This is a genomic window from Lysinibacillus zambalensis, from assembly GCF_040183165.1.
Lineage (GTDB): Bacteria > Bacillota > Bacilli > Bacillales_A > Planococcaceae > Lysinibacillus > Lysinibacillus zambalensis.
Genome location: NZ_JBEGDG010000010.1, coordinates 47,622 through 61,796, shown reverse-complemented (window position 1 = coordinate 61,796; position 14,175 = coordinate 47,622). Strand labels below are relative to the sequence as shown.

At 37.4% G+C, this 14,175-nt stretch carries 12 protein-coding genes and 1 other annotated feature; of the genes, 11 read left to right on the top strand and 1 reads right to left on the bottom strand.

Translation table 11 applies throughout. The features are described 5' to 3' along the window. The first annotated feature begins 114 nt into the window (after nt 1-114). The 4 genes from ABNX05_RS14345 to ABNX05_RS14330 all read left to right on the top strand — a co-directional run bounded on the left by ABNX05_RS14345 (nt 115) and on the right by ABNX05_RS14330 (nt 6,135). Nucleotides 115-1,746 (top strand): Na/Pi cotransporter family protein, encoded by a 1,632-nt coding sequence (locus ABNX05_RS14345; RefSeq protein ID WP_349660337.1) that lies wholly within the window; start codon nt 115-117, stop codon nt 1,744-1,746. 543 nt (nt 1,747-2,289) lie between these two features. Next, entirely contained in the window at nt 2,290-2,769 is a 480-nt protein-coding gene (locus ABNX05_RS14340) for a DUF456 domain-containing protein (RefSeq protein ID WP_349660336.1), read from the top strand. A gap of 176 nt (nt 2,770-2,945) precedes the next feature. Further along, complete coding sequence (locus ABNX05_RS14335; RefSeq protein ID WP_349660335.1) at nt 2,946-3,551, top strand: superoxide dismutase; 606 nt, start codon at nt 2,946-2,948, stop codon at nt 3,549-3,551. A 379-nt stretch (nt 3,552-3,930) separates the two neighbouring features. After that, a complete protein-coding gene (locus ABNX05_RS14330; protein ID WP_349660334.1) occupies nt 3,931-6,135 on the top strand; it encodes a peptidoglycan D,D-transpeptidase FtsI family protein in 2,205 nt (734 codons plus the stop codon). Between the two features lie 136 nt (nt 6,136-6,271). Here ABNX05_RS14330 and ABNX05_RS14325 read toward each other — a convergent pair whose 3' ends face one another. Further along, the gene (locus ABNX05_RS14325; RefSeq protein ID WP_349660333.1) at nt 6,272-6,469 is read right to left on the bottom strand and encodes a hypothetical protein; all 198 of its coding nucleotides are present in this window, start codon (nt 6,467-6,469) and stop codon (nt 6,272-6,274) included. Nucleotides 6,470-6,852: 383 nt separating this feature from the next. On the opposite strand from ABNX05_RS14325, the gene ABNX05_RS14320 reads away from it, so the two are divergent. From ABNX05_RS14320 to ABNX05_RS14290, 7 genes are all read left to right on the top strand, one after another. Continuing rightward, nucleotides 6,853-7,827, top strand: coding sequence for a PstS family phosphate ABC transporter substrate-binding protein (locus ABNX05_RS14320; protein ID WP_349660332.1), 975 nt, complete (start codon nt 6,853-6,855; stop codon nt 7,825-7,827). A gap of 64 nt (nt 7,828-7,891) precedes the next feature. Beyond that, on the top strand, nt 7,892-8,839 hold the full coding sequence (pstC, locus tag ABNX05_RS14315; protein ID WP_349660331.1) for a phosphate ABC transporter permease subunit PstC: 948 nt from the start codon (nt 7,892-7,894) through the stop codon (nt 8,837-8,839). Between the two features lies 1 nt (nt 8,840). Then, nucleotides 8,841-9,719, top strand: coding sequence for a phosphate ABC transporter permease PstA (gene pstA / locus ABNX05_RS14310; RefSeq protein WP_349660330.1), 879 nt, complete (start codon nt 8,841-8,843; stop codon nt 9,717-9,719). 12 nt (nt 9,720-9,731) lie between these two features. Continuing rightward, nucleotides 9,732-10,565, top strand: a complete 834-nt coding sequence (gene pstB / locus ABNX05_RS14305) for a phosphate ABC transporter ATP-binding protein PstB (protein WP_349660329.1) — start codon at nt 9,732-9,734, stop codon at nt 10,563-10,565. 13 nt (nt 10,566-10,578) lie between these two features. Then, nucleotides 10,579-11,238: a phosphate signaling complex protein PhoU gene (gene phoU, locus ABNX05_RS14300; protein WP_349660328.1), complete on the top strand. Its 660-nt coding sequence runs from the start codon at nt 10,579-10,581 to the stop codon at nt 11,236-11,238. 427 nt (nt 11,239-11,665) lie between these two features. Continuing rightward, nucleotides 11,666-12,538 (top strand): vWA domain-containing protein, encoded by an 873-nt coding sequence (locus tag ABNX05_RS14295; protein WP_349660327.1) that lies wholly within the window; start codon nt 11,666-11,668, stop codon nt 12,536-12,538. A gap of 250 nt (nt 12,539-12,788) precedes the next feature. Continuing rightward, a complete protein-coding gene (locus tag ABNX05_RS14290) occupies nt 12,789-13,871 on the top strand; it encodes a mechanosensitive ion channel family protein (RefSeq protein ID WP_349660326.1) in 1,083 nt (360 codons plus the stop codon). Nucleotides 13,872-13,899: 28 nt separating this feature from the next. Further along, nucleotides 13,900-14,164 (top strand) — a binding site (T-box leader). The last annotated feature ends 11 nt before the right edge of the window (nt 14,165-14,175 follow it).

The following is a 14,175-nucleotide window of genomic DNA, read 5'->3' as shown; positions in this document are numbered from 1 at the left end:
TATTGAAATGTTAATATTGTGTAAAGAAGTTAAAGGTTATCTTTACTTTTTCTTTATTATCATTTAAAGATTATGAATAGGGTAGTAGAGATGTAGGAATTGGAGCGAATACAATTGACAATAGATTGGCAAAGTATACTATTTCAATTTTTAGGCGGTTTAGGAGTCTTTTTATTTTCCATTAAATTCATGGGGGATGGGCTCCAAAAATCGGCAGATGATCGACTGCGTGAATGGTTGAATCGATTTACAACAAATCCTCTAATGGGCGTGTTAGTGGGTATAGTTGTAACGATTTGTATCCAGTCGAGCTCTGCAACGACGGTGATTACGGTTGGGCTAGTGAGTGCAGGGTTTTTAACATTACGACAAGCAATCGGTGTCATTATGGGAGCTAATATTGGCACGACAATTACTGCATTTATTATTGGTATAAATATCGGCATTTATTTTTATCCGTTATTAGCGATTGGTGCAGGGATGTTATTTTTCTTTAAGAAAGCTACCTTTCAGTATATCGGACAAATATTATTTGGCTTCGGAGGATTATTTTTAGGATTAGAGTTAATGAGTGCAAGCATGCAGTCACTACATCAATTAGCTGATTTTAAATCATTAACGCTTCAGCTAAGCAATCTGCCCGTTGTAGGAATTTTTCTAGGCGCAATTTTTACATTGCTTGTTCAAAGCTCAACAGCGACTGTTGGTGTGCTACAGGGCTTATACGCTGAGCATTTAATTGGCTTAGATAGTGCTCTACCTATTTTATTTGGTGAAAATATAGGCACGACTGTTACAGCAGTATTAGCTTCAATAGGTGCTTCTATATATGCTAAACGTGCGGCAGCGGCACATGTGTTATTTAATATTATAGGTACAATCATTTTCATGTTGTTCTTTACACCTTTTATGCAGTACGTTCTATGGATTAGTGGGCTATTCCATTTAGAGCCGAAAATGCAAATAGCGATAGCGCATGGCTCATTCAACATTATTAATATGATGATCCAGCTGCCATTTATCGGAGGATTGGCTGCACTTGTCACGAAGATAGTGCCTGGGCGTGATGGCAATATTGATGTGACAACGAAACATTTAGATCCGTCATTCATCGATTCCTCTCCAGCGATTGCACTTGGGCAAGCAAAGGAGGAAGTACTACGTATGGGGGAGCACGCGCTTCGTGGTTTAGAAGAAACATTTTTATATATGAAAACAGGTGAGGCTACTTATATTCCTACAGTTTTACAACTAGAAGTAGCGCTCAATCATTTAGACAAGGAAATTACAAATTATTTAGTAATGGTGTCTAAGCAGCCACTTTCTCGCGCAGACTCAGTAAGACACCATACACTTCTAACAAATGTACGGGACATTGAGCGTATTGGCGATCATTTTGAAAATATTTTAGAGCTTTTACAATATAAAGATCATCATGAGGTAACTTTAAGTAAGTCAGCACGACAAGATTTAATAGGGATGTTTAGCTTAGCGATTGAAGCTGTACGAAAGAGCATTGCGGCACTGGATACAGCTAGTTTGAGCTTGGCGCAGGAAGTAACAGAGCTCGAAAGTTTGATAGATGATATGGAAGATAAGCTTAGACAAAAGCATATTGCACGCTTAAATACAAATGAGTGTAATGGAGCTGCGGGAATCGTCTATACGGATATCGTTAGCAATTTAGAGCGAATAGGAGATCATGCTGTAAATATAGCTGACTCTATTTTAGGAATTAGAAATTAGATCAATTTCGCTCTGGCGTAATTGTTGCTGTCGCTTCGCTTTCGCACAGATAAACAATGCTTCTGGATTTTGAATTGTGCCCGCACAATTCATTCCTTTCAAAAGACATGACATCCGCCGGAGGCCAACACGATGTTGGTCATTCAGTCGTCGCCACAGGATGTGGCGTTCTTAGACTGAGTTCCTCTATTTCAGTAGGTGTTTGGACACCCACTGAAATAGGACCCGTATCCCCATCTATAGGTGGGAATCATATGTAGCTGCCACATTACTTTCGCTACAAAAACATTTGTAACTGACGTTGCACTTACGATACAAATACATCTGCTGAATGAAGATAAATGAAACCTTCAGCTTAGTAAATCCGTATGAAAGGCACTGCGCAATCCGGCAGGTTAAATAGAAATTTGAGGATTTCTTTGTTGAGAATGAGCTATCTATGCCTTTATTAGTTACGAGGAAACAGCCCAACTCTATCGCGCATAGAGGAAATCAGGACTTCTAATTATCTAACTGGATGCACGACAAAAGGGGAGGTTTTTTATGGAAGTTGTAGGCTGGATATTAGTGATTGCCTGCTTTATCATTTCATTTGTTGGATTGGTATACCCAATCATTCCAGGGGTGCTTTTTTTACTTGGTGGTTTTTTAGTATATGGATTATTTTTTTCATTTGCAGAGTTAAGCTGGTTGTTCTGGGCGAGTGAAATTATTTTTGTTGTCATATTATTTGTTGCTGATTCTGTAGCAAATGCCTTTGGTATTAAGAAATTCGGTGGCTCCACTGCAGGTATGTGGGGCAGTACTATTGGTTTATTGATTGGCCCGTTCGTCATTCCGGTTCTAGGAATAATAGTAGGTCCATTTTTAGGAGCGGTAATTGCAGAGTTAATGGTAGAGCGTCGTACATTTGGAGAGGCTATAAAAAGCGGTGTTGGCTCTCTCGTTGGCTTCTTAACATCGACACTTGCAAAAGCTGTGATTCAAATCGTCATGATTGTTGTGTTCTTTATAGCGATATGATTTTCTTCCCTAAGACGTTTAACAATTAAAGAAACAGGTTAGGATAGTAATCGTATTGGCTTTTCAGTCAAAAGGCTGAAATCTTTAATTTGAAGTATTTTTCATTGAATGGTTTGACCAATTTTGATAATCTAAGAATGTATTAATTATTTCTTTACTTTAGGAGGAACTTAACAATGGCTTATGTATTACCACAATTAACTTACGCTTATGACGCATTAGAACCACATATCGATGCAAAAACAATGGAAATTCACCATTCAAAACACCACAATACTTATGTAACAAACTTAAACGCAGCAGTAGAAGGCACTGAATTTGCTGAAAAAGACATTAACGAACTTATCGCAAACATGGATGCTCTTCCAGCTGACAAACAAACTGCTGTTCGTAACAATGGTGGCGGACATGCTAACCATACATTATTCTGGGAAGTAATCGCTCCAGGCGGTTCAAACACTCCAGTTGGCGAAGTAGCAAAAGCAATCGATGCTAAATTCGGTTCTTTCGATGCATTCAAAGAAGAGTTTGCAAAAGCTGCTACAACTCGCTTCGGTTCAGGTTGGGCTTGGTTAATCGTTGATGGTGACTCAGTTGCTGTTACATCTACTCCAAACCAAGACTCTCCAGTTATGGAAGGTAAAAAGCCAGTCCTAGGTTTAGACGTTTGGGAGCATGCTTACTACTTAAACTACCAAAACCGTCGTCCAGATTACATCGGCGCATTCTGGAACGTAGTAAACTGGGATGTAGTAGAAGCTAAATTCCAAGCTGCAAAATAATCTCTATTTAGTTAAAAGGCTATGCTACGGTGTTGTATCACCGAGACATAGCCTTTTTTGCTGTTTTTTAGGTTCTATACTGGTTGGGGATGTTCCAATACGCTCGCTAAAAAATTGGCAGCCAGTCGGTTAATTGAAAGGGGCGTTCATCAAAACTGTTTGAAGAAGTTTTATATTGTGCCTCACCCTCCCAATAATTTATGTAAAAACATTTTTCAAGTAATCAATAAAAAACAGAAACTTTTCATCTTAAAATGCCGTCAAAATAAATGATGTTTTCAAACATAAATTCACAAGTACATGCTTTCCTGACGTACCTTCGAATGGTATACTAAGTATCGTGTATTTAAATTGTAATTAGATGAGGAGGGGAATACATATGCGCAAAGCACCGGGAAAAAACCGCGCGACGAATGTTAAAGCAAAACATCACTCTAATTTAACATTTCGTATGAATGTCCTTTTCTTTGCTATATTTATCGTATTTTCGTTGCTAATTTTTAGGCTTGGCTATATGCAGATTGTAAAAGGGGAAGATTATGTACGCGAATTAGAGCGTAAAGAAGAGGTACCTGTTAATACAAGTGTGCCAAGGGGACGTATGTATGATCGATACGGACGTATTTTAGTGGATAACCAACCAGAAAATGCTATTACGTATACGAAAATGCCGACGACGACAACTGAAGAAATGCTGGAAATAGCGGAAAAGCTGGCACAATTGATTGAGCAGCCTATAAACCGTGTCACTTTACGTGATAAGCAGGATTTTTGGATTATTAAAAATCATGACGCTGCCTATGAAAAAGTAACAGATGCAGAAGAAAAGAAAATTAGAGCCCAAGAAAATATTTCGACAAGTCAAATCAATGGAGAGATAGATAAACTTGTTCGTGAACGAATTACAAACGAAGAATTATTACAACTGACAGACAAGGATATGGAAGTATTAGCAATTTTCCGAGAGATGGTATCAGGCTACAATTTATCACCGCAAATTATTAAGAGTGAAAATGTATCAGATAGTGAATTTGCAATTGTCTCTGAGCGTTTAACTGAACTACCAGGTGTTAACACAACAACGGACTGGAAGCGTTTGAAATTATCATCACTCGCTATTTTAGGACGCACAACCGTACCAGCAAAAGGGATTCCGAAAGAAAAGCTGAATTATTATTTAGCTCGAGATTATTCACGAAATGACCGTGTTGGTGAAAGTTATATTGAAGCGCAATATGAAGATTTACTGCAAGGACAAAAAACCGTTGTTAAAAATATTACGAATAAAAAAGGGCAAGTAGTCGATACCGTTACGACTTATGAGGGTAAACCTGGTAATGATTTAGTCTTAACACTGGATAGCGAGTTAACAGCTGAAATTGACAAAATTGTTGAGGAAGAATTGCTTAAAGCAAAATCACAAGGAGCTTCAGCTTTACTTGATCGTGCCTTTTTAGTTATGATGGACCCAAATACAGGCGATGTTATATCAATGAATGGTAAAAAAATCGAAAAAAATCCTGAAACAGGTAAGAATGAAGTCGTTGATTATTCGTATGGAACGTTTACAACAGCTTATGAGGCAGGTTCTGCAGTTAAGGCAGCAACATTGCTAACTGGTTATAGCCAAGGAGTAATAACACCAAGTACTATATTAGGAGATGAACCAATCACGTTAGCTGGTACTAAACCAAAAAAATCAGTTTTTAATCAGTCCGGCTATATTTCAATGGATGGTTTAAGAGCCTTGGAGCAATCTTCTAACGTTTATATGTTTAAAACAGCTTTACTTATTAACGGAACACCATATAGCTATGGGATGCCACTTCGTTTAAATGACGATACATTCCCAAAAATGCGTAATTCTTATGCACAATTCGGATTAGGTGTAAAAACAGGAATTGATTTACCAAATGAAGTTAGTGGGGTACAAGGTCCGACTGGTCCAACCTATGGGGGTAAAGCACTCGACTTAGCCATTGGACAGTATGATACGTATACACCGTTACAATTGGCACAGTATATCTCGACAATTGCAAATGGTGGCTATCGCATTCAGCCACATGTTGTGAAGGAGGTACGTGAACCATCAACTGATGGGCAATCGCTAGGCCAATTAGTAACAGAAATAGGACCAACAGTTTTAAATCAGATTAATAACTCATCAGATGAAATTAACTATGTAAAACAAGGGTTACGTCGTGTTTATACAGGCGCAAATGGTACAGCAAAAAGATATTTTGCAAATGCACCATATACAGCTGCAGGAAAAACAGGAACAGCTGAAGTAATGTATTACGGGGATTTACGACAGTATAGGGGTCAGTATTCACTTACTTATACACATGTAGGCTTTGCCCCTTATGAGAATCCTGAAATTGCCTATGCCGTAGTTATTCCTTGGGCTTCAACAAACCCTAGACAACCTTTTTCGGCTAATAATGAGATTGCAAGAAGAGCTGTAGATAAATATTTTGAGTTAAAAGCAAAATATAACACTGAAAAAGTGACAGATAGTAATGTAAAACAACCAATTTTACCTGCTATTACACAAGACAAAATTGGTGAAGATGAGCAAAAATAAGAGAAAACCGCTAGTGCATTTCAGTGCCTAGCGGTTTTTTTACAGTTTCAGAGTATTATTGAATCCCCGCGAAAAAACCACGGTATGAAAAAATCATATTTTCATACCGTGGTTTATTTATTCTCCAATGGAAGACTTATTGTACAGATAATTGTTGAATAGCTATTTCAAATTGTTGTTTCGGTTTTATTCCATAAAGCTCTATATTATTACAAAAATAAGACTCTACCATAAAATCAACGGCTTCCTGTAGAGTATATTCCCGATGATCCATAATAAGTGTTAAATATGTTTTAAAGTAATTGGCATTTTGTACTTTTGCATGTTTAATCACAAAGTCAAACTCCTCTTAGATTATTTCCTGACACAATTGCTTATTATAGCATCTTTCCATAAGGACGCAAGTTTATCCTCACTTTGAAGAATGCTCCTACCTCTGAAGGTAGTGAGTTTCATGCAGCTGTGGTTCCTTTCAGAGGGGAGCAAGCACCTAAGTAAATAGAGGAACCCAGTCTAAGTAGGTCCCATACCGTGGCAATTTATCTATAACGACAGCACAAATAAGTCAATTGTAAATCCGTCTTTACAATCATTTACAAAACATTACATTCCTTTACATCTCTTTTACGAACTGTTTATACGACTTCAACAATTAGTCATTATAGTAAAGATTGTAAGACAAACAACTATAAAATGTTAATGACGGGGGCAAATGAGATGAAAAAGTGGAAGTACTTAACGATGACAGCGGTAATGGGGTCAGCATTAATGCTTGGCGCATGTGGTAGCGACTCTGCACAAAAAGGTAACAATGCAGAAACAAACGCACCAGCGAGCTCAGGACAAGACGCTGCAGATGAAAAACTGCAAGGGGCTGTATCTGGAGATGGTTCATCAACAGTCGCACCTATTATTGAAGCAGTTGTTGAAGAATATGCAGGGACTCAACCGAATGTCAAAGTATCGGTAGGTGTTTCGGGTACTGGTGGTGGCTTTGAAAAATTCATCGCAGGTGAGACAGACTTTTCAAATGCATCTCGTCCAGTAAAAGATGAAGAGAAAGCAAAACTAGAGAAAGCAGGAATTGCTTTTACAGAGCTTCCTGTAGCATATGATGGTTTATCAGTAGTCGTGAATCCTGAAAATGATTGGGCAAAGGATTTAACAGTAGACCAATTAAAGAAAATTTGGGTTGAGGATGGGAAAGAGAAAAAATGGTCTGATATCGATCCATCGTGGCCAAATGAAAAAATAGTCTACTACTCACCTGGTACTGACTCAGGGACGTACGATTATTTTGATGAAGTCATTTTAGACGGCGCTGATCTAGCAAAATCAGCAACATTATCAGAGGATGATAACATGCTAGTTCAAGGTGTAGCAGGTGACAAAAACGCAATCGGCTTCTTTGGCTACGCTTATTACCTAGAAAATAAAGATAAATTAGGCATTGTAAATATAAATGGTGTTGAGCCAACAAATGAATCAATTGAATCTGGTGAATACGAACCGCTTTCACGACCATTATTTGTCTATGTGAAAAATAGCGCGATGAAAGATAACGAAGCAGCATACGATTTCGTCAAATTTACACTTGAAAATGCAGGAGATATGGCAGAAGCAGTAGGTTATGTCAGTCTACCAGAAGATAAATATAGTGAAGCTTTAAAAACATTAGAAGGCTTAAAATAAGTAGACATGCATAGAGGGAAAGAGATGTATGCTCTTTCCCTCTCTTATTTGAAAGGAGCACCCAATGGTTTCTCAAAAAGAAAACAAGACATCATCTGTGCAGCAATTAATTGCAAATTCGCGCAATCAAAAAACGAAGAAAATAGTGGAAAAAGCAATGCCAGCACTATTATTTTCTGCAGCTCTTATCTCAATATTGACGACATTTGGCATTGTTTTCACCCTTATTTTTGAAACGTTTGAATTCTTTAAACGTGTTTCGATTACGGATTTCCTATTTGGTACACAGTGGCTACCGTTTTCAGGAAAGGAACCGTTATTTGGGATATTACCTTTAATCGCTGGAACATTGAAAGTCACACTTATTGCAGTTGCCGTAGCAGTTCCGTTTGGCATAGCTTCAGCCATTTATTTAAGTGAATATGCAAGTGAAAAAGTAAGACGTACAGTTAAGCCTATTTTAGAAGTGTTAGCGGGTGTACCAACAATCGTTTATGGCTTCTTTGCATTAACATTTGTAACGCCGATGTTACAGCAAATTATTCCAGGATTAAAACTTTTTAATGCACTTAGTCCAGGGATTGTTGTAGGGATTATGATTTTGCCAATGATTACGTCACTTTCTGAGGATGCGATGTCATCGGTCCCAAATAGTATGCGTGAAGGTGCTTTAGCTCTTGGAGCAACAAAGTTTGAAGTAGCTATAAAAGTAGTATTACCTGCAGCATTATCAGGCATTGTCGCTTCAGTTGTTCTCGCCATTTCCCGGGCAATTGGAGAAACTATGATTGTGTCGCTAGCAGGTGGATCAACGCCTAAATTCGATTTAAATGTGACAGATTCTATTCAAACGATGACTGCGTATATTGTGCAAGTTGCAACCGGAGACGCTGGTTATGGTACGACAATTTATTATTCTATTTATTCAGTCGGATTTACATTATTTATCTTTACTTTAGTGATGAATTTACTAGCCCACTATATTTCGAAACGCTTCAGGGAGGTTTACTAGCATGCGCTATATGGATGACACGGTCGTCATGAAACGAATGACAAAGCGTATTACATTCAATAAAGTTTGGAAGTCATTTTTCTTCTTAGCAACAACCTTTGCTTTAGTGACGCTTGTTATTTTGCTTTACCGCATAGTAACACAAGGTGTTGACTATTTATCCATCGATTTTCTAACAAATTTTGCTTCACGTTTTGCAGATAAAGCGGGCGTTAAGGCAGCTTTAATAGGCTCACTTTGGCTGATGGCAGTCGTCGCTCCAGTATCGATACTATTAGGTGTAGGGACTGCGATTTATTTAGAGGAGTATGCAAAGAAAAATAGATTAAATGATTTTATTCGTATGAATATCTCGAACTTAGCAGGTGTTCCTTCCATTGTTTTTGGTTTACTTGGGTTAACAATTTTTGTTCGAATGCTGGGACTAGGAAAAAGTGTTTTAGCTGCCGGCTTAACAATGAGTTTGTTAATTTTGCCAGTGATCATTGTTGCCGCGCAGGAGGCGATTCGTGCAGTACCTAATGAACAACGAGAAGCTTCTTATGGTATGGGTGCGACAAAATGGCAAACAATCGTGAATGTTGTGCTACCAGCAGCTATTCCAGGGATTTTAACGGGAAGTATATTAGCAATGTCTCGTGCGATTGGTGAAACAGCACCACTAGTAGTTATAGGTATTCCAGTTATTTTACAATTTTTACCTAACGGGTTATTAAGTCAATTCACAGCTTTGCCAATGCAAATATACGATTGGGCAAAACGTCCGCAAGAGGCATTTCAATATGTAGCGGCAGCCGGTATTTTAGTCCTTATGACAGTGCTGTTACTGATGAACTCTATTGCCATCTTTATTCGAAATAAATTCCAAAAACGTTATTAATGAGGTGACCTTATGGTACTGGGTATTAAAGAGGAAAAATCAATTGTCAAATCCGTTCATACGGCTACAAAGCCATCTGCTGATTTTGCTAAAAAAATAGTATACGATACACGTAATTTGAATTTGTGGTATGGGGATCATCATGGTTTAAAAGACATCAACTTAAGCATCTATGAAAATGAAGTAACAGCTATAATTGGACCTTCTGGCTGTGGGAAATCTACTTATTTAAAAACTTTAAATCGAATGGTAGAGCTTGTACCGAGTGTTCGAACATCAGGGGAAATAGTTTATCGTGAGCGCAATATTTTAGATAAAAGCTATACGGTCGAAGAATTACGTACCCGAGTAGGTATGGTATTCCAGAAGCCAAATCCATTCCCAAAGTCTATCTACGATAATATTGCATATGGTCCACGTATTCATGGCATTAAAAATAAGAAGATTCTTGATGAGATTGTCGAAAAGTCTTTACGAGGTGCGGCAATTTGGGATGAAGTAAAGGATCGCTTAAATCAAAATGCATATGGCCTTTCAGGCGGACAGCAACAACGAATCTGTATTGCGCGTTGTTTAGCGATTGAACCAGATGTTATTTTAATGGATGAGCCAACATCCGCACTTGATCCGATTTCTACATTAAAAGTCGAGGAGCTTGTACAAGAGCTGAAAAAAGATTATTCAATTATTATTGTGACACATAATATGCAACAAGCAGCGCGTATTTCCGATCGTACAGCATTTTTCCTAAGTGGAGAGGTTGTTGAATACGATAAAACAGACGTTATCTTCCAAACACCAGCAGATCAACGTACTGAAGATTATATTTCAGGTCGATTCGGCTAAGGAGGAGCAGTAAATGGTAGTGCGTGAACGTTTTGAACAGGAATTAAAAGAAGTCCAAGAACAATTTATTGAGATTGCTAATAAAAGTGTCAACGCTCTTAAATTAGCATTTGAAGCATTATTAAATCAGGATTTAGAGACATCTTTAAAAATTCTTGAGGACGATTTAATCATCAATCGTCTTGAAGAAGAAATCAATGATCATGTTATTTTAATGATTGCGAAGCAGCAGCCAGTAGCTACTGATTTACGACGTCTCATGGTGCTTGTCAAAGCGGCATCTGATATGGAAAGAGTAGGGGACTATGCAGTTAATATTGCAAAAGAAACGATTCGTATAGGAAAAGAGCCCCTAGTCTTTCCTACAACAAATTTGCAAACGATGTGTAATAAGACTGTAGAAATGCTCGAAAGTATTATTAAAGCTTTTACAGAGGAAGATACTTCTCATGCCAAGGAAATTGCTGAGCTAGATGATTATGTTGATGATTTATATGGAGCGACAGTAACGCTATTGCTACGTGCCGGAGCTGAAAATCCAGCACATATTTCTCAAATCACACACCTAACATTCGTTTGCCGATATTTAGAGCGCTCAGCTGACCATGCAACAAATATTGCTGAACATTTATTCTACTTAGTCAAAGGTAAACATTATGAATTAAATAATTAGTAACCGGAGAGCCAATTATAGGCTCTTTTTTTCATAGTGTTGAAAAACAAACGCTTAAGGGGATTTTTTGTAAATATGGTATAGGGTGATTTTGTGCTACTAATTCTCCTGTGAGCCAGTGTCGAGCCACTTTGTTAACACCCCACTTTTGCACATATAACCAATGCTATTGATGCTTCATTTTCGCACATGAAAAAATGCTGAAGTTTTATTTTATTACTAAAATTACTGTCATGCTAGAAGATACATACTAAGTGAAATTAACCCTTCTCCTTGCTGAAGAGCCGTATTTTATTAATACTAAGTAACAGCAACATTTTATTAAAAATAGCGTCAAAATACTGTATGCTTTATTGTATTGTCAAAAAATTATTTTGGTTATACTATAGACATTATCCGAAAAAATGTACTGAGGTGGTGCTGTTTCGTGAAAGACGCTGTAGAATCACTCATAGAGAAATTTGATCTGGAATTCACACCAGAACAACGAGACTTTTTACGTTTTCTATATGAAAACTTACATCTTGAGGAATTAAGTGACAAAGAACAAAGTTTTTTTATTGACTATTTTTACAAGAGTGAAACATTACGAAATATGGCAGCATTTGCACTTGAATTGGCAGATATCATGCGTGAAATTTGCGAACTTATACCAGCTATTGAGAAAGCCGAACGATTGACCAATGGAAAAGAGCAACGCTTGTATAATGAGCGAAAGTGGCAGATAGCTAGGCGTCAAAAACTAAGTCGTCAAACAATAAAAAAAGGAAATATCCTATATGTTCCTTTTGAAGAATACAAAGAAGAAACAGGTCCAATTATTATCTGTCTTGAACAAACAACAGGAATGGCTGCATATTCTGAACTTTGTAAAAGTATAATTTTACCGTTATTTATGAACGCGCACCGTGAACAGCGCGATTTATATATCGTTCCATATGACTGTCAAATTCATGTGCATTATCGATTCGAAAACGGTCATTTAAATTTATCAGATTTTAAGGGTTTTATTGAATATAAGGCAAAGGGAGAAGCTGCCATTCTGCCAGTACTTCATTTTGTAAAAGGCTTGCTTCAAGAAAATCAGCATTGTACAGAAGCGGATATTATCATTTTTACAGAAGGTACACCAATCGATGGACAGCATCTCGTTGGAAAACAAGCGAAAGCTTTACTTGAGGAAATGAAGCGTAAGTACCATGCTGAATTTTCGGTTATCGCTATGCATGAACATAATTTTAACGAGCAGCAATTTTGGTTCGCCAACAAGGCTTTTTTTGCGGATGACGCTATTCAATAAAAAGGAGCTGATCGTAGTGTTGATTGGCCTCTTTTTTTGTGGTAAAGGAAACTAGAGATTTTTTACCTTGGATAACCTAAGCATAGTCGGCGTCAAGGCTAAAGTGTTACATCCTCGAGGTCGTTTCGATCCCTCGGGCAAAAGTGATGGAGCGTTTCCTTTTGCTTCGGGCTCTCCAGCACTTGTCGGATGTAAACGAGCGCAATAGCGCATTTATTTTGAATATACATAGTAGTTAGAGGAGAATGATATGGATTCATTGAAGTGGTTATTACCTAACATTACAGCACCAACATGGATGGACGTTATTATTGCCATCGCTCTTTGTATTGTTGGTTGGCTGTTTCAGCATTTTGTTATAAAGAAAATGATTAATCGCACTGTTATATTTTTGAAAAATCGTCAGCGTAACTTTCAGGCAACAGTGCTCGCGCAATTTAATAAAGCAATTCGCTATGCTTTCATGTTTGCAGTGATTGTACTCAGCTTAACAATATTATTAAAAGAAAATTTATTTACAAATGCAGTGACAAAGAATTTTGTTTTGTCCATTATTGTTTTTTTTCCCTTTAAAGGCGTATATGATGTATTACATTTTTATACCAAGCAGCCACTAACATTGAATAATGATGAAGAACCGAATGTCCTATTACCATTTTTTCTTCGTATAGGAAAAGTACTTATCATGATATTGGCAATGTTTACGATTGCTTCATTTTGGGATTTTAACTTGAATGGCTTTTTAACGGGGATTGGTTTAACGGGTGTAGCGATTGCCTTCGGTATTCGAGATACACTAGCCCATGTTTTTGGTGGGATGTCAGTCGCATTAGATAATCCGTTTCAAATTGGTGATTGGGTAGCAACAGAGGACCAAAAAATTGAAGGAACAATTGAGGATATTAATCTTCGAAGTACATTAATTCAAACAGGTGATAAAGGGCTTGTTTATGTACCTAACTCTTATTTAGTAAATCGACCAATCTATAATTTATCAAAAAGGGAGAAACGAAAATGTGAGCAATTTTTATTTGTAGCTGCGGAAAATGAAGAAGAAACATTACGCAGTGCTTTAAGTGCCATTCAAAAGGAAATTTATTTGCATGCTCAAACAGAAAAAGATATGATTCATGTATTTATAGATGAGTTTTATCCAACTTCCTATCGAGTCCTTGTACGATTCTTTGTGGCAACAAATGATACGGCGGTAATGTTAAATGTGCGACAAGATATTTTGTTTGCTATTCGTCAAATCTTTCAAGAACTAAATATTAAAGTAGCTAATCCGGCTGAAGAGGAATGGATTAGCAATAAAAATAATTTGAATTGTTAGTTTTCATGTTTTACAATGAATGTATATATAATCAGCTTTGATGAAGAGTAGTAGCCATTATTATTTGTTATAGAGAGCTAGTGGTCGGTGGAAACTAGTACAAAAACTTGGCGAATGGACTTCGGAGCTCTAATCCTGAATAAAGTATGGATTAGCGTCTGCCTACGTTATAGGGCATAGAGAGGGTCTTTAAATCTTTCAGCGGCTACCCAAGCATCAGCTGAATGTAATTATGCCGGGGCATAATTGATTAAGACCAATGAAGGTGGCACCACGGCTTTTCCGTCCTTTTGTGATGGAAAGG